We start from the raw sequence: 21,249 nt of genomic DNA on the forward strand, positions 1-21,249 counted from the left end.
GCGCCCCTTCGGGAGCGACGCGAAACGATCGCCGCGGCACCTCATGAGACCGGGGCAGGATGTTCCGGGCAACAAAAAATGCAGGGTCGGGCGTGACAATTGTGCGGAACATCGCTGGAAGGTTTGCGTCCCGCGTGGACGATGCCGCCAGGCTCTGGTTGCCGCGTCCGGCACCGACGGCCCGCGAACTCTCGGCGCTGCGCACCGTCGCCGCCTCCGCCCTCATCGCCTTTCCCGTCGCGCCGCTGGCGCTGGCCGCCGTTCTGCCGCTGTCGCTGGCGCTGCCGGTCGGTGCCGGTCTCGTCGGCGCGCTGACGCTGGTCGGCGGTCTCTGCGCCGTCGGCCTTGCCGGCCGCGCCCCTGCGACCGTTTTGCCGGCACCTCTGCCGACGGCGGATGCCGCGCCCGCCTATGATCTCTTCGCCGGCCTCGTGACGCTGCACGATCTGCGCGGCTCGGTCACCGCCGTGCACGGCCGCGATGCGTCCGCCTTCCTCGCCTGGATGCGCGACCCCGCGGGCCGCGGCTTCATCGAGCAGATCCACGTCTCCGACCGCATCGGCTTCCTGCGCGCCATCGACGCCATCCGGCTCGGCGCCGGCAGCGAAACGGTCGAGCTGCGGCTCGAGCGCGGCTCGATGACCGAAGGCGGCGCACAGCTGCTGCATGTCCGCTGCGAACTGGCGGCCATCGTCGACAACGGCGTCCTGTCGGGCATTCTCGTCCAGTCGCGCGATATCTCGGCCGAAGTCGCGCTGAAGGCCGATGCCGCCTCCAAGGCGCAGGCCGCGGAAAGCGCCAACGAGGCGAAAAGCCGGTTCCTTGCCGCCGTCAGCCACGAGCTGCGCACGCCGCTCAATGCCATTCTCGGCTTTTCCGATATCCTTTCCGGCGAATATTTCGGCCGGCTGGAAAACGATCGCCAGCGCGAATATGTCGCCCTGATCAACCAGTCGGGCGCGCATCTGCTCTCCGTCGTCAACACGATGCTGGACATGAGCAAGATCGAGGCCGGCCGTTACGAGCTGATCGCCGAGCCCTTCGTCGTGGCCGATGCCGTCTCCGCCTGCGAGGCGATGCTGGGCCTGCAGGCCGAGGCCAAGGGCGTGAAGCTGGCAAGCCGCATCCTGCGCGGCGTCGGCGAGGTCCATGCCGACCGCCGCGCCGTGCAGCAGATCCTCATCAACCTCGTCGGCAACGCCATCAAGTTCACCGACGCCGGCGGCATCGTCACCATCGATGCCGAGGTGGTGGGCGCCGATCTGCGGCTGACCGTCAGCGACACCGGCATCGGCATTCCCGCCGAGAAGCTCGCGCATCTCGGCCAGGCCTTCATGCAGGTCGAGAACGAATATACCCGCGCCTATGAAGGCACCGGCCTCGGGCTGGCGCTCGTCAAGGGGCTGGTGGCGCTGCATGGCGGCGGTTTCGACATTTCGAGCCGCGTGCGCGAAGGCACGGCGATCCGGATCAGCCTGCCGCTCGACGGCTCCGGCATCCGCGATGTCGATCAGGCCGACGGTGGCGAGGCCATCGCCGAATTTCCGCCGCGCCTGAAGGCCCAGGACCCGCGCCGGACAGAGGCGGGCGCAACGCCCGGGACCACCGATGCCGAGACGCGCGGCGTCGAGAAAGGAGGTGCGACCGATGGCGAAGCCTACGCGAAAACAGCCTGACCGGCGCAAAACCCCCACCACCAAGGCCAGGACGGGTGCCAAAGGCGCGACCGCGCTGAAGCGCAAGGGCTCGTCGCGGCCCAACATCGTGCTGCGGGCGGCCTCCGGCCTGCTCGGCCTTGCGCTGCGCAATCCCGCCATCTTCGGCGGCGGCGCGGCCTTTGCCGTCGTGTTCGGTTTCGTCGCCGCCAATGCGCTCTGGTACCAGCCGAGCCACCACCCGTCGCCGCTGCTGCGCACCCGGCTGCCCTTCACCCATCCGGACCCCGCGCGCGTTTCGCTGAGCGACCCGCAGGATGTGCCGGACCCGAGCAAGGTCACGACCTTCGTCATCCGACGGGAAGGCGAGGGTGGCGCGGGCGATCCGCAGACGGCCGCGGCCGAACCGGGGCAGATGCCGGCCGAGACGGCTCCGACCGGCGAGCGCACCGCGAGCGTCCCCGCGCACGATACGCTGGCGACCCTGCCCGGCGAGCCGGAGCCCCAGTCCCAGTCCCAGTCCCAGCCTGACCTCGACCCGGCGAGCCTCGTGCGCGCCGTGCAGGCGGAGCTTGCCCGCCACGGCTTTTACGACGGCGAGGCCGACGGCCGTCTCGGCCCGAAGACCACGGCCGCCATCCGCCGCTTCGAGCAGGCCAAGGGCCGCCCGCAGACCGGCGTCGTCAGCGCGGGCCTGCTGGCCGCGCTGCGCGGATCAGGATCGGGATCGGGATCGGATATCGCCACCATCACGCCCGCACCGCGCCCGACGGCCATTCCGCCCGCGCAAAAATCGGCAGACGGCGGAACGGTCGAGATCGACCCGATCGCCGCCGCGATCCGGGCGGCGGAAGGCGGCGCGGAAGCGAAGCCGAAGCCGGCCCCCGTCAAAGCCCCCGTCAAAGACACAGAAACGGCCTCCGCCGAGCCGGCGCCGGTGCGCACCGCGCCGACCGCGGGGCAGGGCTCCGGCATGGTCATGGCGATCCAGCGGGGGCTTGCCAATCTCGCTTATACCGACGTCTCGATCGACGGCGTGGTGGGCGACCAGACGCGTCTCGCGATCCGCCATTTCGAAAAGCACTATCGCCTGCCGGAGACCGGCGAGCCGAGCCAGGCGCTTCTGCTGAAGATGAAGGAAATCGGGGCGATCTGAGCCGCGGACTCTTTCGAAAAAGGCAGGGATTGCCGCGGTTTGCCGGGGCTTCCGGACTCAACCCGGCAGGGACTTCGCGTGTCCCGTGAAGAGACCGGCCTCAAGCGCCTGAGACGGCAGCGATAGACGCCGTTGCGCGACCGCTGTAGGAAGGGCCATGCGCCTTCGCTCCGACGTCTTCGTTTCCGCCATCACCCGCCGCGTGTTTTCGCGCGGCGACACCGCGGCCGTGCTGCGCAAGGGGGCCGAGGCGGCCGGCGCGATCTTCCTCCGCCAGCGCGCCCGCGACGGGGTCGAGACCCTGTTCGGCCCGGCACCGCAAAGCCTCGTGACGGCGCAGGAGGAGGGCGGCCGGCTGTTCGAGCGCCGGCTGTCCTCGGCCGATCCGGAGGCCATCGACGCCGCCCTCGCCCGCGAGATCCGGTTCGATCCCGACTGCTGGGTGGTGGAGCTGGAGACGTCCGATGTCTCCGATCTCTTCGAAACGAGCCAGCCCGATTCCTGAGCCCAATCCCTTAAGCCAGATCCCTGAGCCCTGACGCCGGGCGTCAGCGCGCGCCGCGATGGAGAGTGCGGCGGTAGAAGGTGGAGACGACCTGCTGCGTCTGGTTGGCGGGGGCCGGGTAACTCGTGGGGTAACTCGTGGGCTGGCGCGGGTCTTCGGCGCGCTCCGGGCCGAGCACCGGGGCATGGCGCTGTCCACCGTCGCGGCGCGCGGCGTCCGCGGCGATCCAGCCTTCGACGCGGTTGCGCGCTTCAATCGGATCGATGCCGTCGAGCAGCGCGTCGCAGCGCGTTGCCGCACCGCTTCTTTCGGACAGATAGGGATAGAGCCTGGTCAGCATGCGCACCATCTCCGCCCGCTCGGTGCCGAGCGCCGACAGGGTGACGGCCAGCTGCCAGCCGGAGACGTCGAGCACGAGGCGCTCCCCGAACACGGCGGAGCAGTCGAGCGCATGCGACAGGGTGGCGGCGAAAAGATTGACCTCGCCCGAGCGCGAGAAGCGCACGAGCAGCGCCTCATGCGTGGCATCGAGCGACAGGAGCGGACGGCGGGGCGGGGCGGCCGGCGCCTGCAAGGGCTGGCCGACGGTCCGGGTAAGCGCTTTCAGCTCGGCCCGCAGCCGCTCCTCGCGCTCCCGCGTCGCGGTGGCCGCAGCCTCGGCCCGAGCGTCGGTCGCAAGGGTTTGGATCGAAAGGGTTTCGGTTCCGGTGACGTCTGTTTCCGGCGTTTCGGCCTGTCTGGCGGACGCGTCGCGGCCGGGCGCACTGTCGCGCCGTTCGACAAGGGCATCGACGACGCGCACGCTCAGCTTGTCGCGGCGGGCGATGGTGTTGGCGTGTGCGGGGCTCTGGTTGCGGATGATGTCGAGGAGAACGCGCTCGTCGATCGCCATGGCGCGCGTGAGGAACAGCGCGGCGATGGCGATAGGCGCGCTGCCGATCTGCAGCGCGACGGACGGGGGGACATTGGGGCTTCTGGCGAGCGCGGCAGCGGCCTGGCGGCGCGCCTCGTCGCTGGAGGCGGCAAACAGCGGCTCGAACAGCTCGCAGAACTGCTTGAGGTCGGAGGCGCGCGGCTGGCGAAGCCCCTCGAAGCTCGACACCGTGGCCATCAGCACCGCGTCTTTGACGCGGCCATTCCGAGGTCTTTCCAATTCACGAAAACGGTCCGCCACACGTCCACCTCATACGCAAAACACTGACGCAATCCTGAAGCAGGGCAATCCCCACCGGACGTCTCGATCGCACCCTCCCGCCGCCGGTTTCCGCTCACGCATCTTCCGAACGTCTCCGAACAAAGCGTTGAAGTCTCTCGGAATGACGGAGACAGGTGTCGCAGCGATGGCAAGGAGCGCGCCATGAGAGGGAGATTATGACGACGTGGTTAACATCGGCTTAAGGGCGCCCCGGATCGGGGCAGGCCGCGCGCAAGGCGGGACCGCCCTGTCGTGGCGGTTGCAGGCGGAGATGAGGCGGGCGACGCGCGTTGCGGCTGATGTCGGAGGCGACCGCCTGCCGGGAACCGTCGAAACAGTTCGGGCGGCGCCTGTGTCAGGCGCCGCCCGTCTCTCTCACGTCTCTGTCAGCTCGCTCGGACCGCGCGCTTAGAGCACGCAGCTGGGATCGTTGACGTCGCAGGCGCGACGCTCGCGGCGATCGTTGCGGCGGTCCTCGTTGAGGCCGTTGGTGCCGCGGCGGTCGTTGTCCCGGCGTTCCATGTTCTGCCGGTCGTTGTCGCGCCGGTCGTTGTCCTGCCGCTGGTTTTCCTGCCGCTGGTTATCCCGGCGATCATTGTCCCGACGCTCGTTGTCCCGGCGCTCGTTGTCGCGACGATCATTGTCCCGACGGTCATTGTCCCGACGCTCGAACTGCGGGCGATCGCGGTTGCCGTCGCCATCCCGATCGAAGCGGCGACGGTCGCGTTCGCGGTCCCGGTCCCTGTCGGAGGCACCGTTGTTGTTGTCGTCGAAGCGCTGACGGTCGCGTTCGCGCTGGCGCTCGAAACGTTCCCGGTCGCGATCCCGGTTCCGATCGCGCTCGATCTGGTTGCGGTCCTGCTCGATGCGGAACCGATCCCGCTCGACGCGGTCGCGTTCGCGTTCGACCTGGTCCCGGTTGCGATCCCGATCCCGGTCCTGGTCACGATCCCGGTCGAAACGCGGGCGATCCCGATCCCGATCCCGGTCGCGATCGTAGCGGCCCTGGCCGCCGCGCCAGTATTCGCGGTCGCGGTAGAAGTCGCGGTTGCGGTAGTTGCGATCCCAGTAATTGCCGAGTTCGAAGGTGACGGTGGGAATGCCGAGCGGGCGGTAGTAGCGCGGCGCCACATAGACGCGGTTGCTCTGATACTCGGCCTGCACATAGGTGCCGGAGACCCAGCCGCGGCCGCGGGCGAAGGACACGTCGCACCAGTTGGCATCGGCCAGGCAGCCGTGGATTTCGATGGGCGCGCCGACGGGGATGACCACGACGGCGGGGTAACGGGTGCTCGGGCCGGAGCGCATGTTGACATTGGCGGTGGCGAAGCCCTCCGCAGCGCTGGCCGCGACCGGCGTCAGCAGCGTGGCGGCCAGCGCGATGCCGGACAGGATGGATTTGACGGAATACACTTCAGGGTCCTCCAGTGAGCTCTCCGGCGCGCGGTCTGCACCGGAAAAAGGGCAGATCAGGCCGGCGGCGATAGGCAAGTAACATGTTCGAAACGCGTCCGTATGATGGCGGCTCCGTCCGCGGTCCAAGGTTTGCGGCGGTCTCCCTCCGCGCTTCTCCGTTGGCCCCGCTCTTCTCCGTTGGCAATCGCCAAGGAGAGGAGGTGGGCAACGTCGCGCGGAAAAGACCGCCAAACGCGTATTCTTCCTGCGCCTGCAAACCAGATCACGTCACGAATGCGCACCGCCACGCGAGCGTCGGGCGAAGCAGAAAAGATTTTCCGCCTGTTTTGTTCCTAGGTCCGCCGGCCTGAACGGTTCCTGAACGATGGCGGACGGGAAAAAGGATCGGCCCTCGATATCGGGGTGGCGCTGGCGTGCAGGAACACGGGCGGGAACAAAAGCGCGGGTCGGCCGTTTACGGGGCAGTTCGAACAGGAGCCCCGGACAATGATCGATAAGAAATTCGCCACCGTTTCCAGCGCAGAAGCCGAAGTCGAAGCCAGCGTCGCCAAGAGCGAACTCGACAGCCAGATTTCCGATCTGCGCGCCGAAATCGCCCGTCTGACCGACTCGGTCTCGGCGATCGGCAGCGGCGCGAAGGCCGTGGTGCAGTCGGAAGCCGAAGTGCTGACCGAGCGCCTGCGCGACCGCGTTCGCGAAGAGCCGGTGACCACGCTTCTGACCATTGCCGGCGTCTCGTTCGTGCTGGGCCTTCTCGCCCGCCGCTGACGCGATCGTCCGTCATAAAACCTATAAAGCCTGCAGCCGCATCGTCCGAAAGGGCGCTGCGGCTGTCTGCGACTGGAAAACAGCGGTGTTTTCCGCTGCCATGGCGACAGGCTTTCACTTCATTTCATGCGAATCACGGGTTTCAACGGGTAAGCGGCAGGTTTCTCTGATGTTTTCCATCGCTAGGTTTGGGGCTTCCACGGTTAAGGCCATGTTAACGAAGCTATGGCCCAATCATCACGCGGGACGACGCGTCGAAAATGCCGAGCCGGCCCTGCAATTCGAGCCGAAATACATCCGGGATCATCCGGAAGAAGGAGCAACGAGAACGGCGCTCATGTCCACCCCAAAAGGTGTCCCGAAAGGGAACCCCGAAGGTGTGGTGAAGCGTCAGCCCGACGAGGGCAGGATGAGATCTGTTTCAAGTTCATCCGTCTCATCCAGATCATTGGAGACGAGAATGGCAGATGTTATCAGACTTCAGGACCGCCAGCATCGCGGCGGCCGCAAGATGACCCCGGACGGGGCCCGGCAGGACGCAACGATCCTGCTCTTCACCGGCATTCGCTACGAGCGCATGGACGGCGCCCCGGCCACGACCGGCCCCCACCCCAAAGCCTCGGCCGTCAAGCCGCTGAACGGTTCGACCCACAAACATTGATGATTTGCGATGGCGTTTGCGCGGTCGATGTCACCATCGCGCGGAACGGTCTCGCCTGATCTTCATAGTTGCCGCACTGCGACAGTCGCCTCACCGCGACAGGGGTTCGCACCCGGCTTCCGCGAGGAAGCGGCTGGCGGCGGCCTCGTAGCTGCCGAGCGGGGCGAGCGCCCGCAGCACGGCATAGCCTTCGTCGTCCGGCATCTCCACCGTGATGGTCTGCCCGATCGTGTCGGCCGGCTGCTTGCGCAGCTCCACGAGCTGCAGCGGCGTCGCCGCGACGACATCGACGCGGTTGTCGACCGCGGTGGCATTGCTCATGCTGAAGATCTCGTTCGAGCCGGAATCATAGATCGCCAGCGACCAGAACGGCACGTCGCCCGCCGCGGTGAAGCGCACCGGTCCGCCCAGCACCGAAAAACCGCAGACCGCGACGCGCAGATAGGGGTCGTCGTTCGACAGGCCGGTCGGCCCCGGCGCCGAGGTGAGCGGGAAAAAGCTGTCCATTTCATAGAGCCCGAGCACCCGGCTATAGGCATCCTCCGCCGTGAAGCGCGGCAGAGCCAGAATGATGACGATGTGCAGCAGGGCGGCACCGATCACACCCACGAGAAGCGCATAGAGAAGGCTACGCATCGCCGCATCCCCGCTGGACGATGGCCGGCATGACCAGCTCGATGGCGCCCGAGGAATTGGCGGTCGGCGCATCGAGAAGCGTCAGCACAAGGCGGAACCGGCCGACCGGCGGGACGGCGGGAGGGCCGGCAAGCGTTGTGGCGGGCTTGATGGCGGGCGTATTGGTGCCGTTCAGCGCGCTGGCGGCATCATAGGCGGCGGCGGTGGAGGCGGCGCGGCGCGGATCGTCCGGCGGCGTGATCGCCAGCCAGTTGTCCGGCTGGGCATCCGGCGCGACATGGATGACGAAGGAGGTATCGGCCTCGCGCAGCACGGTCCAGGCATTGAGCGCGACCGGCAGCGTTTCCGACGCGGTCAGCGGCCGGTCGGACCGGTCGGTCGCAAACAGGGTCCAGAAACGGGCAGGCGGGGTGTTGCCGACGATATCGTAGCGGCAGGTGCCCGACAGCGGCCGGCCGGCATCGTCGGTGTCGGCGGTAAACCGCATGCCCTCGGCCTTGCCATAGAGCAGCCGCCCGGCGCGCGCCCGGTGGGCCTTGGCATAGGGGTCGGTATCGGCGGTCTGGGCATTGGGATAGGCGACCCAGGGCCCGAGCTGGATCGACCCGAAACCGGTGGACGCCTTCAGCGCGAAATTGCTCACGGCAATGCCGCCGCCAAAGGCGACGCAGAGGGTGAGTGCAACGAGAAAGGGCACGCGAAACATCAGGACTGGCGGCTTTCGGGCATAAGGGGTGCGGGTGGGGCGGTTTGCGCGGACGTGCCGCGCAGGTGGCACCGAAGCCGCGACATCGGGCTGTTGTCAACCGTCATCGCACGCTTCCGCTTCCATGTGTGCGAAGGGCGTTCCACAGGATCTCCGGGGTAAAATCATAGCCAAGGCGCATCCAGTGCATGATATCGAACGGATGCGCGACGATGAGATCCGCGCCGCCGATCCGATACCGCAGCGCCTGAAGAGTTCTCTGGCCCGACGCGGTTGTCTCGATCACCTGCGTGTCGATGATGGCGGCATCCTTGGTTGCGAAGTCGCGCAGGTTGTCGGTCACGAGAAGATCGGCTTTCGCGGCGATGGCGGTCGCCAGCACGCCGGCATCCTCCGCATCCGGCATGGCGAAGCGCTCTTCTCCGCCCAGAACGAGATAGGGATCCAGCGCGTCCGGGCCGTAGTGCATGATGTCGATCAGGGATCCGGAATATGCCTTGATCTTGTCGTCGGCAAACTGCAGGCGGCGCAGCACCGTTTCCAAAGTTTCGATCATATCGAGCGAGATGACCAGCTGCGCCCTGCCACCCATGCCCCAAGTAAGGCCCCAGGTCTGGCCGGCGACCATCGACACCAGGGTCTGCGTTGCCGTGCCCCTGCGGCCACGGTCGTGGGCCATGATGTTGCCCACGAGAATGTTGACATCCAGGACGACGCGGACGGGACGGTTCACGATTACGTCCGGTGTGTCGCAGCACGGGCGAGAACCGTTGCCTCCTCCATGATGTCGATCTCGCTGGACGCGTCGTCCGGTCCGCCGAACCGGTGCTCGGAGGCAAGGGCGTCCGTGGCCTTCTCGAGCCGGAGCCGCGCCGCGGCGGCCATCATTTCGCGGCCGAGCCGGACGATGGTGTCCTCATCGTTCTCGGCGTTCAGCTCGAGCAGGAAATCCCGCACGCCCTTGGGAAGCCCGACGAAGACGGTGATCGCGCTGGACACCGCATTCGAGACGGACCTGTTTTCCATCAATGCCACCCGCTTCAATTTCGTGGCCGTTCTGCCGTCGACATTTGCCGAAACCGTGGAGGACACCGCACGCTCCTATAGACATACACCGTTTCTATATAGCCGATCGGCCATGGACCGACAACGGGCGTGGAGATGCGCGGCACCGTCGGGAAGGCCGACGTCTCGACATCGGCCCCGCATCAATTGCTGGCGGCGGCAGCGGGTTTGGGGGTGGCGCTCGCGACTTTTCCGGGGGTGGCGGGGGGGATGTCGAGGGGCGGGGTGGTTTCGAAGCGGGTGCCGAGCGCCTTCAGGAGGCGGGTGACGTCGCCGGAGAGCATGCGGGGGCGCACGAGGGGCGGCAGGGCGTTTTCGTCGGTCTTGGCGACGGCGGCGGCCGGCTTGTCGTTTTTGGAGGGGGCCGGCGGCGGGGCGATGCCGGGGATCGCGCGGTGGTCGATGCCCTGTTCGGCGTAATCCATCAGCCGCTTGAAGGCCATGGCGGGCAGGGAGCCGCCGGTCATGTTGTTGGTCGAGGTATAGTCGTCGTTTCCAAACCAGACGGCGGCGGTATAATCGCCGGTGAAGCCGACGAACCAGGCATCGCGATAGGACTGGGTGGTGCCCGTCTTGCCGCCGGCCACGACGCCGTTGTCGAGGGCGGCCTTGCGCGCCGTGCCGATGATCGGGATCTGCGTCAGCATGTAGTTCATCGAGGCCGTGGCCTTTTCGCTGAGCACGCGCTCTGCCGGCGGGGCGTCGCGGTTGAAATCATAGAGCACGTCGCCGTCATAGTTCAGGATCTGGCTGAGGCCGTGGCGGCGCGCCTGCAGGCCGCCGGCCGGGAAGACGGCATAGCCGGTCGCCTGGTCCATGACGGTGAGTTCGGAGGTGCCGAGCGGAATGGTCTTGTCGGGCCGGATCGGCGTTTCCACGCCGAAGGCCTTGGCGAGCGCGACGATGCGCGGAATGCCGAGCGTGTCCTTGGCCAGCCGCACCGGCACCGTGTTGATGGAGCGGGCGATGGCATTGAGCAGCGTGACCTTGCCGGAGAAGCTGCGGCCGTAATTCTGCGGCGACCAGCGGCCCCAGGTGATCGGCGCATCGCTGATCACGGTCTCCGGCGTCATGCCCTTTTCCATGGCGGCGGCATAGGTATAGGCCTTGAAGGAGGAGCCCGGCTGGCGGAGCGCCTTGGTGGCGCGGTTGAACTGGCTCTCGCCGTAATCGCGCCCGCCGACCATGGCGCGCACGGCGCCGCCGTTCTCGATCATCACCAGCGCGCCCTGGGCGACGCGGTAGCTTTCGCCATACTGGCGCAGGCTCGATTCGATCGCATCTTCCGCCGCCTGCTGCAGGCTCATGTCGATGGTGGTGCGCACGATGAGCGAGTGTTGCGCGAAGGGGGCGGCGATGCGCTGGACCTCGTCGAAGGCCCAGTCGAGGAAGAAATCGGGCGCGGTGACCTCGGCGCGATCGACCACGGATGCCGGGTGCAGACGGGCGGCGACCACCTGGCCCTCGGTCATCAGCCCGCCCTGGACGAGATTGGTCAGCACTTCGTTCGCCCGCGCGCGGGCGGCGGGCAGGTTGACATGCGGCGCATAGCGGGCCGGGGCCTTGAACAGGCCGGCGAGCATGGCGCTTTCCGCCAGATTGATGTCGGTGATGGCCTTGCCGAAATAGAATTGCGACGCCGCCGCCGCGCCAAACGTGCCGCCGCCCATATAGGCGCGGTCGAGGTAGAGGCGCAGGATTTCCTTCTTCGACAGGTTGCACTCCAGCCAGACGGACAGGAAGGCTTCCTTGATCTTGCGCTCGAAAGTGCGCTCGTTCGAGAGGAACAGATTCTTGGCAAGCTGCTGCGTCAGCGTCGAGCCGCCCTGGACGACGCCGCCGGCGCGCGCGTTCACGGTCATCGCCCGGGCGAGGCCGAGAAAATCGATGCCCCAATGATCGAAGAAGCGCCGGTCCTCGGTGGCGAGCACGGCTTTGACCAGCGTGTCCGGCAGCTCGTCCACGGGAACGCTGTCCTCGTGGATGATGCCGCGATGGCCGATCTCGTTGCCGTAGCGATCGAGGAAGGTGACGGCGAAATCGCTCTGCGCCAGCCAGTTGCCCTTGGTTTCTTGGAAGGCGGGAAGGGCGAGCGCCAGAAGCAGGACCGCCCCGACCGTGCCCCAGGTCATGCCTTCGCCCATCAGTTCGAACACGACGCGCTTCCAGCCGCGCACGCGGAAACGGCGGAAGAAGATGGTGACGTCCTCCCACCATTCCGCAAGGCGGAAACCGGCATGCCAGACGGTCGAATCGATGAAGGCATCGATGCGCAGCAGGATATGGCGCTTCTTCGGACGGTCCGGCGGAGAGGGCGCGGCGGCGCTAGAGAGGGCTTCTGACGGCGAAACGGGCGGGGCGTCGTCCGGGGAGGCCGGGCGCGGGGCCGTGTCGGGAATGTCGTCGCTCGGGCTTGTCAACGCTTCGGACCGTCCTCAATCTCGCGCGATGTTTCGATATCGCACAGGCTGCCGGGCAAAGCAGGCTTTTTTCGCGCGGGATGGCGCCATACTGCCACGGGGCAGCCTTCACGGAAATGAGGATATGTCGGAACAGCCTTAAAAATCTGGAAATGTCCGCTTACATGTGGACACCGGCAGGCCTAGCGCCGGGAGGCCCCCGGGTATAGACGGACGGTGTAACGAAGGCAGGACAGAACGGCAGGACGGATCGATGGGCGACGTGCCTTTCTGGAAGACCAAGACACTGGAGACGATGGACGGCGCGGAGTGGGAAAGCCTCTGCGACGGCTGCGGCCTCTGTTGTCTCAACAAGCTCGAGGACTGGGACACGGGCGAGATCGCCTGGACCTCGATCCGCTGCACCCTGCTCGACGGCGACACCTGCCGCTGTCGCGACTATCCCAACCGGCAGGCGACGGTGCCGGACTGTATTCAGCTGACGCCGCAGCAGGTGCGCGACCTCCCCTGGCTGCCCCCCACCTGCGGCTATCGACTCGTGCGCGACGGCGAGGACCTCTACTGGTGGCACCCGCTGGTGTCCGGCGACCCGGAAACCGTGCACGCCGCCGGCATCTCCGCCCGCGGCCGCACCGTCAGCGAGGACGATGTCGATATCGACGATTTCGAGGATTACCTGGCCGACTGGCCGATGGATGGCAATTCCGGCGAGAAGAGCTGATTATTTTCCCGATATAGGAAAATAGTCCTTGACGGCGTGACGGTCCTCGGGTAGGTTTTGTGTATGGTCGGAGATGTGCGGGTGCGGCGGGGCCGCCGGGGCGCAGCCGGCTTTTTGCATTTCTGAACCTCCCTCTTCTCCAAACGATCTGACGACAGGACGATGCGATGATCGACGGACAGGCAGATCCGGCGCTGTTTGGCGCGTGGCCGGCGCGCTGCGTCTATGACGGGGCGCTGACTGTGGATGCGGACCCGTCCGATGACGAGATCCGGCTGATTCTCGACCGGAAGGCCGCCGATATTCCCGCCGGCGAGGCGCTGGTGGACATGCTGAACGGCATGACGCGGGAACTGCGCGAGCAGATGCAGATGTTCCAGATGCTGCGCCGGCAGGCCGAGCGCCAGACGGCGGAAGCCGGCGAGGAGATCGACCGCAAGGTCGCCCAGGCCGATGCCAAGGCCTCGATCGAGGCGATGTCGCTGATCGTGCGCACGCTCGAAAAGATCGACAGCCTGCAGCGGACGCTGGCGCAGGACCGGGAACGGCGGGACGCGGAGACACTGGACGATGCCGGCTATCACTCTCTTCTCGTCAAACTGGAGGCTGTCATCGAGCAGCGCGCTGTCGAGCGTTTCCGGGAGCGGGACAGCATTCCGGCGCAGGCCGATGGCGCGCGCGGCCGGGAGGCCGGAGACGGAACTGGCCGAGAGGGGGCTGGCCGAGATGGAACTGGCCGAGATGGGCGGCTTGAGGGCGGATCTGTCGCAGGCGCTGCCGCTCTGGCTGGCGACGGTTCCGTGCCCGCCGTCTGCCGAGCTGGCAATCCCCTCGCACCCTACGGATGAGCGTTCTGTCGCGGCCGCCATGCGGCGGCGTCGGATCGACGCGGCGCACGCAGCGCTGTTTGAGATGATCGTTGCGGATCTTGAGGTGGGCGTGGCGCGGGTCGAGGAACGATTGACGGGCTCTCTGGGACGACTGGGCGGCATGGGGCAGAGAATGGCGCACGGCGCTGCCGCTTCGGATGGGGACAGGCCAGCGATGTCAGCCCCGGTTATCCGGTCCGCCGATGCGGTGCGCGACGCGGTGCGGGATGCGGTGCGCGCGGATATCGCGGCGCGGCGCGTGCGTCCCGTGGCGGATGCGCGAACGGAGACGATGACGGACGGCGACGGCCGGCCGCAGCCCGAGGGGTTTGCGGCCTGGCTCGCGGCCACCGCCGGGGATCTCTCGCCGGTGCTTCTCTCGCGGCTCGCCTCCGATTGGCGGCTGACGGGACGGGCCGAGCAGCGGCCGCCGCCCGGCGACTGGCGTGTCTGGCTGCTGATGGGCGGCCGCGGCTCCGGCAAGACGCGGGCGGGATCGCACTGGGTGCACGATCTGGCGACCGCCCCCGGCGCCCGGCCGGGTCTCCGGATCGCGCTGGTGGCGGAAACGCTGGGTGACGCGCGCGAGGTGATGATCGACGGCGTCTCCGGCATCTGCCGGGTGGCGACGCGGCATCGCCCGGAGTTCGAGGTCTCGCGCCGGCGGTTGGTCTGGCCGAACGGCACGATCGCCCAGATCTTCTCCTCGGAAGATCCCGAAAGCCTGCGCGGGCCGCAATTCGACTATGCCTGGTGCGACGAGCTGGGAAAATGGAAGCATGCCCAGGCGACCTTCGACATGCTGCAGTTCGCGCTGCGGCTGGGGGCCGACCCGCGCATTCTGGTGACGACGACGCCGCGGCCGATCCCCATGCTGAAGGCGCTGGCCGCCGACCCGGCAACGGTGCTGCGCCGCATCCGCACGGCCGACAATGCCGGCAATCTGGCGCCGGGCTTCCTGAAGGCGATGGACGGCCGCTATGGCGGCACGCGGCTCGGGCGGCAGGAACTCGACGGCGAGATGATCGCCGACCGGGAAGACGCGCTGTGGAACCGGGCGGCCATCGAGGCGCTGACGCTGCGCGATACCGGTTCGCTCCGGGAGACGGGGCCGCTCGGCCGCATCGTCGTGGCGGTCGATCCGCCGGCCGGCGCCGGTGCCGACAGCTGCTGCGGCATCGTGGTGGCCGGCCTCGACGGGCGCGGCCGGGCCGTGGTGCTGGCGGATTGCTCGGTGGAGGGCGCAAGCCCGGCCACCTGGGCCGCCGCCGTGGTGCGCGCCTTCCGCCGCTTCGACGCCGACCGGATCGTCGCCGAGATCAACCAGGGCGGCGACATGGTGGCCGCCGTGCTGCGCGGCATCGACGCGCGCCTGCCGATCACCAATGTTCGCGCCAGCCGCGGCAAATGGCTGCGCGCCGAACCGGTGGCCGCACTCTACGAGCAGGGCCGCGTGGTGCATGCGGGGACCTTTCCCGCACTCGAGGACCAGATGTGCGATTTCGGCGCCGACGGACTGTCCTCGGGCCGCTCGCCGGACCGGCTGGACGCGCTCGTCTGGGCGCTGACGGCCCTGATGCTGGAGGGCGGCGGAGAGCCGCGGCTGCGGATGGTGTGATGGGGGTGCGGGTGGTTACGCGTGGCGCGTGGTGCTGGCGATGACGGCGCGGTTGTTCTCTGTGGCGGCCCCTCATCCCGCTGCCGCGACCTTCTCCCCGCCGGCGGGGAGAAGGGACCTGGAGCGAGCGCTTTGCCACATCTCCTTTCGTCCCGCGTGCGGGGAGGCGGTGCCGACAGCCGGATGCAGGGCGGATGGGATTATTGCAGGTGAGGGACGAGGCAGGGCCACGCCGGATGAGGGGTGGACGGAGGTGACAGGTGCGTCAACGGAAAAAGGCGCAACCTGTGCGCCTTCTTCAAACCTTGTGATCGACCTCGGTCGACTACTTCGCGCTGGCCGGTGCCGGCTTGGCGGGGGTGGTGCTGGAGGTGCGGATCTGGCGCCATTCGTTTTCGAAGCGGTCGAAAAGGCTCTGGGAAATCGTCTTCACGGTCATGGTCTCTCCTTAACGCGACGGTTGAGTGCGACAAAAACGCACATGGGTCGGAATGGTTCCGCAGATATCTGCAGCGCGAGGCTGCGTCAGCCGCGGGCGATGGACACCTCTGCGGCGGCGGAGCGGTCGTCCGTGCGCGGCGTGGCCACGGCGACGGAGCGCATCTGCTGCCACTCGTTTTCGATCCGGCTGAAGAGATGCGGCGGGATGGTTTCGCGAACGGTGGTCTGCGTCTTCTCTGTCGAGGTCATGCCGTCTCTCCATCCCGAAGGTTTGAAACTGGTTCGATTGTTTAAAATGCGACCATAAGTGGCCGGTCCCGCCCGATGGGCTTACGCTGGCAGATGCTAAACGAAAAGTAAATCAGTGGTTTAAGGGATTTAAACGATTTAATTCTTCTAAATCGATTGAATCTCGACATTTTTATGACAACCGGGCGTCCGTGTGCGCCGCAGCACGAGGAGGTGACCGCATGGACCGGGCGATGTTCTTCGACAGGATCCGCAGGACGCTCTTTTCCGGGCGGCTGACGAGCGGGCAGGTGGCGGGGATCGGCGCGATCCTCGACCAGGCGGAGCGGGCCGGGACGAGCGCGCAGGCGCGTGCAGCACCGTATGATCCGCGCTGGCTCGCCTATCTCCTGGCGACCGCGCACCACGAAACCGGGCAGAAAATGCAGCCTGTGCGCGAGACCCTGGCAATGAGCGACGGACAGGCTATCGCCCGGCTGGACCGGGCCTTTGCCCGCGGGCAGCTGCCGTCGGTGCGCACGCCCTATTGGCGGCGCGATGCGGAGGGCAAGTCCTGGCTCGGCCGCGGGCTGGTGCAGCTGACGCACCGGCGCAACTACGAAAACCTGTCCGGTCTCGTCGGCATCGACCTTATCGCCGATCCCGACCGCGCCATGGACGGTGCGACGGCCGTCGAGATCCTGTTCGTCGGCATGGAGACGGGCGCCTTTACCGGCGTGTCGCTGGCCGATGTGTTCGGCACCGGCCGCACCGACTGGGTCGGGGCGCGAAAGATCATCAACGGCCGGGACCGGGCCGTGGAGATCGCGGCCTATGGCCGGGCCTATCATGCGGCGCTGGACGCCGCGGGTTTCTCCTCCATCAGAAGGATCGTCCTGTCATGAAGATGCCGTTTGGCCTGAAAATGCCCGGGTTCGCCGCCGGGACGTCCTTGGAAAAGCGGGAGACGAGAGAGCCTGAGACGAGAGAGCCCGGGCGCGAAAACAAGGCGGCCGGGTTCGTGGCGATCGCGCAGGAGGGGCGGGCGCACTGGACGGGGCGATCCTATGCCGCGCTGGCGCGGGAGGGGTTTCTGCGCAATCCGGTGGCCTATCGCACCGTGCGGATGATCGCGGAAGCCTCCGCCGCCGTGCCGTTGCTCGTCTATCGCGACGGGCGCGAGGTGACCGACCATCCGGTGCGGCACCTGCTGGCGCGGCCGAACGCCCAGATGGCGGCGGCGGATTTTCTCGAGACGCTCTATGGCCACCTGCTGCTCTCGGGCAATGCCTTTATCGAGGCGGTGGCGATCGGCGCGGAAACGCGCGAGCTGCATCTGTTGCGGCCCGACCGGGTGCGCGTGCTCGAAGGGCGGGACGGATGGCCGGAGGGCTATGAATATCGTGCCGGCGGCGCGGTGCGGCGCTATCCCGCAGGCTCCGGGCTGCTGCACCTGAAGCTGTTTCACCCGCTCGACGATCATCTGGGGTTCCCGCCGCTGGCGGCCGCCCAGACGGCGCTCGACCTGTCCAATGCGGCGGCGACCTGGAACAAGGCGCTGCTCGACAATTCGGCCCGGCCCTCCGGCGCGCTGGTCTACCAGCCGAAGGAGGGCGGCAACCTTTCGCCCGACCAGTACGACCGGCTGAAGAGCGAGCTGGACGAGGGCTATAGCGGCCCGATGCGGGCCGGGCGGCCGCTGCTTCTGGAAGGCGGGCTCGACTGGAAGGCGATGGGCCTTTCGCCGAAGGACATGGATTTCGTGGAGGCGAAGAACGGCGCGGCGCGCGACATCGCGCTCGCCTTCGGCGTGCCGCCCATGCTGCTCGGCATTCCCGGCGACAACACCTATGCGAACTATCAGGAGGCCCACCGGGCCTTCTACCGCCTGACCGTGCTGCCGCTGATCAACCGCACGGCAACGGCGCTCTCCGCCTTCCTCTCCGACCGCTTCGACACGCCGCTGCAACTGGCGGCCGATCTCGACCAGGTGAGCGGCCTGGCCGGCGAGCGCAGCGAACTCTGGTCCCGCGTCGGGGCGGCCGGGTTTCTGACGGACGCGGAGAAGCGGGCGGCGGTGGGGTATTGAGGCGGCCGGTCGGGCACCGGCGGGCAAGCTGGCACACTGGCGGGCGAAACGGGACGAGGTGAAGGATATGGCGATGGCGGAAGATCCGGGACTGTGGATCGCGCGCGGAATCGGGGCGGTGGCGGGGGCTGCCGTTTCGCTCATCTATCTGCTGCCCAAAAGCCGGCACGAGGCGGCGTCGCGGTTTCTGACCGGGACGGTCTGCGGGCTGGTGTTCGGCGGGCCGACGGGATTGTGGGCGGTCGAGCGGCTGGGGATTGCGGGGCGCGTCTCCGGGGCCGAGGTGCTCCTGACCGGATCGGCGGCGGCGAGCCTTCTGGCCTGGTGGGCCCTGGGCGCCGCCGTGCGGATTTCGCGGCGCTACGGGCAGAAATAGCGGACGCGGGCATTTTCGGTCGTTTTCTGGTCGGAGGTCCGGTCGGAACGTCGGTTCAACACATCACAGCATCGGGAGAATTCCATGGCGACTGACCGGTATGCGGTACGGCGGACGACGGCGGTTGCCGGGTTGACGCTGGCGGGGATGACGGGAGAGGGGCGGTTTTCGGGCTATGCCAGCGTGTTCGGCGAGATCGATCTCGGCAAGGACACGATCGAGCGCGGCGCCTTCCTGCACTCGCTGGCAAAGCGTGGCGCGGGCGGCGTGCGGATGCTGTTCCAGCACGATCCGAACGAGCCGATCGGCACCTGGACGACGATCCGGGAGGACGGGCGCGGGCTGTTCGTCGAGGGGCGGCTCTCCCAGGGTGTGGCGCGGGCCCGCGAGGTGCATCAGCTGATGAAGGGCGGCGCGCTCGACGGGCTGTCCATCGGCTTCCAGACGGTGAAGGCGCGCACCGACGCCAAGAGCGGCATCCGCCGCGTGCTCGAAGCCGACCTTTGGGAAATTTCGGTCGTGACCTTTCCGATGCTGCCATCGGCGCGGGTCTCGAACGTCAAGCATGCGCGGTTCTTCCGCGACAGGGAAACGGAGCTCGTGCGCACGATGCGGCGGGCGGCCCGGATGATGGTGGAACGAAAGGATTTCTTGAGATGACCCAGACACAGACAGCCAATCCGTCGAAGACGGCACCCGAGATCAAGACGATCCCGGACACGATGGCCTCGGCCTTCGAGGACTTCATGGGCGCCTTCGAGGTGTTCAAGGAAGCCAACGACCAGCGGCTGGGCGAGATCGAGAGCAAGCTCTCCGCCGACGTGATCACGCGCGACAAGGTGGACCGGATCTCGCGCGGCATGGACGAGCAGAAGCGGGCGCTCGACCGGATGCTGCTCACGAAGGCGCGCCCGGCGCTGGGCGGCAAGGCCGAGGCGATGAGCTTCGAGGCGGCCGAGCACAAGGCGGCCTTCGACAGCTATATCCGCCGGGGCGACGAGGGCGCGCTGCGGGCGCTGGAGGAGAAAGCGTTTTCGATCGGCTCGGCCAGCGACGGCGGCTACCTCGTGCCGGCGCAGACCGACACGGAAATCGGCCGCCGGCTGCAGGTGATCTCGCCGATCCGCGCGCTGTCGACCGTGCGGCAGGTCTCGGGCAGCGTGCTGAAGAAGCCGTTCGCGGTCTCGGGTCTCGCCTCCGGCTGGGTCTCGGAAACCGCGGCGCGGCCGCAGACCGCGACGCCGCAGCTCTCCGAGCTGACCTTTCCGACCATGGAACTCTACGCCATGCCGGCGGCGACCGCAGCGCTTCTGGACGATGCGGCGGTGGACGTCGAGGGCTGGATCGCCGACGAGGTGGACATCGCCTTCAGCGAGCAGGAGGGCACCGCCTTCGTCACCGGCGACGGCATCAACAAGCCGAGGGGATTTTTGAGCTACGGGTCGGTCGCCGAAGCCGGCTGGGCCTGGGGCAGCCTCGGCTATATCGCCACCGGCGCGGCCAACGGCTTCCGCTCGAGCGGCCCCGCCGACGTGCTGATCGACACGATCTACGCGCTGAAGGCCGGCCACCGGCAGAAGGCGAGCTTCGTGATGAACCGCAGGACGCAGGCCGATATCCGCAAGTTCAAGGATGCCGACGGCAACTATCTCTGGCAGCCGCCGGCCACGGTCGGCCAGGCCGCCTCGCTGCTCGGCTTCCCCGTGGCCGAGGCCGAGGACATGCCGGATGTGGTCGCCGGCAGCACGGCCATCGCCTTCGGCGATTTCCAGGCGGGCTATCTCGTGGTGGACCGCACGGGCGTGCGCATCCTGCGCGATCCCTATTCCGCCAAGCCCTACGTGCTGTTCTACACCACCAAGCGCGTCGGCGGCGGGGTGCAGAACTTCGAGGCGATCAAGCTGGTGAAGTTCGCGGTCAACTGACCGGTTGAACGTAGCATTGGCGGGCGGGGTGCGTGCCCGGCCGTCGGCGGACGTTTTCGGGGCTCGATGCCGGAATGACGGCGGGCCTGGGTGGCGACGACGGCGCTGTCGCGCACACCCCTTCGAACGCACGGCTTTTTATCGCAGCATTGTCCCCCAAGGCGGAGCGAAGGGGCTTCGTCGGGGCGTGCTCTGGGCACCCTTTCCTTTTGAGACCGGAGACATCCATGACCATTGCCGAACTGGCGCCGCCGGTGGGCGAGCCGTTGACGCTTGCCGAAGCGCGGGCGCATCTGCGCATCGACGATACCGCCGACGATCCTGTGATCGCCGACCTCATCACCACCGTGCGCGAACATCTGGAGCGCACGACCGGGCTCGTGCTGATCGCCCGCAGCTTCCGGCTCTATCTCGACCGCTGGCCGCAGGGCCGCGTGCTGGAGATCGGGCGCGGGCCGATCCGCAGCATCGAGACGATCACGGGTTACGACGCGCTGGGGGCGCCGTTCGAGGCGGATATGACCGGCTTCGTGCTGGATGGCGGGGCATCTCCGCCGCGCCTGTTCCTGCCGGCGGCACCCGAGACGGCGCGGGCGGTGAACGGCATCGAGATCGATTTCACCGCGGGCTTCGGCACGACGGGGGCGGAGGTGCCGGCCTCGCTAAAGCGGGCGCTGCTGCTGCATCTGGCACTGCTGCACGCCTATCGCGGCGCGGTTGCGCCGGACGACCAGCCGGCCGACGTGCCGGCCGGCTACGACCGGCTGGTCGCGCCCTTTCGCCGGATGAGGCTCTGACC

The 21,249-nt window shown here is 67.7% G+C and carries 22 protein-coding genes; 14 read left to right on the forward strand and 8 right to left on the reverse strand.

Translation table 11 applies throughout. From position 1 onward, the window contains the following. The first annotated feature begins 59 nt into the window (after nucleotides 1-59). The 3 genes from ASG39_RS09235 (at nucleotide 60) to ASG39_RS09245 (ending at nucleotide 3,316) form a co-directional block, all read left to right on the forward strand. On the forward strand, nucleotides 60-1,676 hold the full coding sequence (locus ASG39_RS09235; protein ID WP_156468086.1) for a HAMP domain-containing sensor histidine kinase: 1,617 nt from the start codon (nucleotides 60-62) through the stop codon (nucleotides 1,674-1,676). Continuing rightward, nucleotides 1,648-2,811 carry a peptidoglycan-binding protein gene (locus ASG39_RS09240; RefSeq protein ID WP_062594701.1) on the forward strand — a complete coding sequence of 388 codons (1,164 nt, stop codon included), beginning with the start codon at nucleotides 1,648-1,650 and terminating at the stop codon, nucleotides 2,809-2,811. The genes ASG39_RS09235 and ASG39_RS09240 overlap by 29 nt, the downstream gene beginning before the upstream one ends. A gap of 157 nt (nucleotides 2,812-2,968) precedes the next feature. Then, nucleotides 2,969-3,316 (forward strand): DUF1491 family protein, encoded by a 348-nt coding sequence (locus ASG39_RS09245; protein ID WP_062594702.1) that lies wholly within the window; start codon nucleotides 2,969-2,971, stop codon nucleotides 3,314-3,316. 43 nt (nucleotides 3,317-3,359) lie between these two features. Here the strand turns inward: ASG39_RS09245 and ASG39_RS09250 are convergent, their stop codons facing one another. Next, entirely contained in the window at nucleotides 3,360-4,427 is a 1,068-nt protein-coding gene (locus ASG39_RS09250; protein WP_156468087.1) for a DUF2336 domain-containing protein, read from the reverse strand. 492 nt (nucleotides 4,428-4,919) lie between these two features. Further along, nucleotides 4,920-5,924, reverse strand: a complete 1,005-nt coding sequence (locus tag ASG39_RS09255) for an SH3 domain-containing protein (RefSeq protein WP_200943875.1) — start codon at nucleotides 5,922-5,924, stop codon at nucleotides 4,920-4,922. A 489-nt stretch (nucleotides 5,925-6,413) separates the two neighbouring features. Here ASG39_RS09255 and ASG39_RS09260 point away from each other — a divergent pair, with 489 nt between their 5' ends. Together ASG39_RS09260 and ASG39_RS23785 are read left to right on the forward strand one after the other, a co-directional pair. Further along, entirely contained in the window at nucleotides 6,414-6,695 is a 282-nt protein-coding gene (locus ASG39_RS09260) for a hypothetical protein (protein ID WP_062594704.1), read from the forward strand. Between the two features lie 460 nt (nucleotides 6,696-7,155). Further along, nucleotides 7,156-7,356, forward strand: a complete 201-nt coding sequence (locus ASG39_RS23785) for a hypothetical protein (protein ID WP_132534048.1) — start codon at nucleotides 7,156-7,158, stop codon at nucleotides 7,354-7,356. A 90-nt stretch (nucleotides 7,357-7,446) separates the two neighbouring features. On the opposite strand, the gene ASG39_RS09270 is transcribed toward ASG39_RS23785, so the two are convergent. The 5 genes from ASG39_RS09270 to ASG39_RS09290 all read right to left on the reverse strand — a co-directional run bounded on the left by ASG39_RS09270 (nucleotide 7,447) and on the right by ASG39_RS09290 (nucleotide 12,045). Further along, nucleotides 7,447-7,992 carry a hypothetical protein gene (locus ASG39_RS09270; protein ID WP_062594706.1) on the reverse strand — a complete coding sequence of 182 codons (546 nt, stop codon included), beginning with the start codon at nucleotides 7,990-7,992 and terminating at the stop codon, nucleotides 7,447-7,449. Next, nucleotides 7,985-8,689 (reverse strand): DUF1214 domain-containing protein, encoded by a 705-nt coding sequence (locus tag ASG39_RS24780; protein ID WP_347360158.1) that lies wholly within the window; start codon nucleotides 8,687-8,689, stop codon nucleotides 7,985-7,987. The genes ASG39_RS09270 and ASG39_RS24780 overlap by 8 nt, the downstream gene beginning before the upstream one ends. A 112-nt stretch (nucleotides 8,690-8,801) precedes the next feature. Then, nucleotides 8,802-9,431 (reverse strand): PIN domain-containing protein, encoded by a 630-nt coding sequence (locus ASG39_RS09280; protein WP_062594708.1) that lies wholly within the window; start codon nucleotides 9,429-9,431, stop codon nucleotides 8,802-8,804. 2 nt (nucleotides 9,432-9,433) lie between these two features. After that, the gene (locus tag ASG39_RS09285; protein WP_062594709.1) at nucleotides 9,434-9,724 is read right to left on the reverse strand and encodes a hypothetical protein; all 291 of its coding nucleotides are present in this window, start codon (nucleotides 9,722-9,724) and stop codon (nucleotides 9,434-9,436) included. A 182-nt stretch (nucleotides 9,725-9,906) separates the two neighbouring features. Next, nucleotides 9,907-12,045, reverse strand: coding sequence for a PBP1A family penicillin-binding protein (locus ASG39_RS09290; RefSeq protein WP_062594939.1), 2,139 nt, complete (start codon nucleotides 12,043-12,045; stop codon nucleotides 9,907-9,909). 391 nt (nucleotides 12,046-12,436) lie between these two features. Here ASG39_RS09290 and ASG39_RS09295 point away from each other — a divergent pair, with 391 nt between their 5' ends. From ASG39_RS09295 to ASG39_RS09305, 3 genes are all read left to right on the forward strand, one after another. Then, nucleotides 12,437-12,904, forward strand: coding sequence for a YcgN family cysteine cluster protein (locus ASG39_RS09295; RefSeq protein WP_062594710.1), 468 nt, complete (start codon nucleotides 12,437-12,439; stop codon nucleotides 12,902-12,904). A gap of 167 nt (nucleotides 12,905-13,071) precedes the next feature. Then, nucleotides 13,072-13,752, forward strand: a complete 681-nt coding sequence (locus ASG39_RS09300; protein ID WP_062594711.1) for a hypothetical protein — start codon at nucleotides 13,072-13,074, stop codon at nucleotides 13,750-13,752. Nucleotides 13,753-13,948: 196 nt separating this feature from the next. Next, a complete protein-coding gene (locus ASG39_RS09305; protein WP_244481193.1) occupies nucleotides 13,949-15,391 on the forward strand; it encodes a terminase family protein in 1,443 nt (480 codons plus the stop codon). Nucleotides 15,392-15,916: 525 nt separating this feature from the next. Here ASG39_RS09305 and ASG39_RS23790 read toward each other — a convergent pair. Further along, a complete protein-coding gene (locus tag ASG39_RS23790; protein WP_156468088.1) occupies nucleotides 15,917-16,081 on the reverse strand; it encodes a hypothetical protein in 165 nt (54 codons plus the stop codon). Between the two features lie 221 nt (nucleotides 16,082-16,302). On the opposite strand from ASG39_RS23790, the gene ASG39_RS09310 reads away from it, so the two are divergent. The 6 genes from ASG39_RS09310 (at nucleotide 16,303) to ASG39_RS09335 (ending at nucleotide 21,247) form a co-directional block, all read left to right on the forward strand. Next, nucleotides 16,303-16,965: a hypothetical protein gene (locus ASG39_RS09310; protein ID WP_062594712.1), complete on the forward strand. Its 663-nt coding sequence runs from the start codon at nucleotides 16,303-16,305 to the stop codon at nucleotides 16,963-16,965. Beyond that, complete coding sequence (locus ASG39_RS09315; RefSeq protein ID WP_244481194.1) at nucleotides 16,962-18,149, forward strand: phage portal protein; 1,188 nt, start codon at nucleotides 16,962-16,964, stop codon at nucleotides 18,147-18,149. The genes ASG39_RS09310 and ASG39_RS09315 overlap by 4 nt, the downstream gene beginning before the upstream one ends. 67 nt (nucleotides 18,150-18,216) lie before the next feature. Next, nucleotides 18,217-18,525 (forward strand): DUF6107 family protein, encoded by a 309-nt coding sequence (locus ASG39_RS09320; protein ID WP_062594713.1) that lies wholly within the window; start codon nucleotides 18,217-18,219, stop codon nucleotides 18,523-18,525. Between the two features lie 84 nt (nucleotides 18,526-18,609). Beyond that, on the forward strand, nucleotides 18,610-19,185 hold the full coding sequence (locus ASG39_RS09325) for an HK97 family phage prohead protease (RefSeq protein ID WP_062594714.1): 576 nt from the start codon (nucleotides 18,610-18,612) through the stop codon (nucleotides 19,183-19,185). Further along, complete coding sequence (locus ASG39_RS09330; RefSeq protein WP_062594715.1) at nucleotides 19,182-20,450, forward strand: phage major capsid protein; 1,269 nt, start codon at nucleotides 19,182-19,184, stop codon at nucleotides 20,448-20,450. Before ASG39_RS09325 ends, ASG39_RS09330 begins: the two co-directional genes overlap by 4 nt. A 227-nt stretch (nucleotides 20,451-20,677) precedes the next feature. After that, nucleotides 20,678-21,247, forward strand: a complete 570-nt coding sequence (locus ASG39_RS09335) for a phage head-tail connector protein (protein WP_062594716.1) — start codon at nucleotides 20,678-20,680, stop codon at nucleotides 21,245-21,247. The last annotated feature ends 2 nt before the right edge of the window (nucleotides 21,248-21,249 follow it).

This window comes from Rhizobium sp. Leaf371 (assembly GCF_001424045.1).
Lineage (GTDB): Bacteria > Pseudomonadota > Alphaproteobacteria > Rhizobiales > Rhizobiaceae > Ferranicluibacter.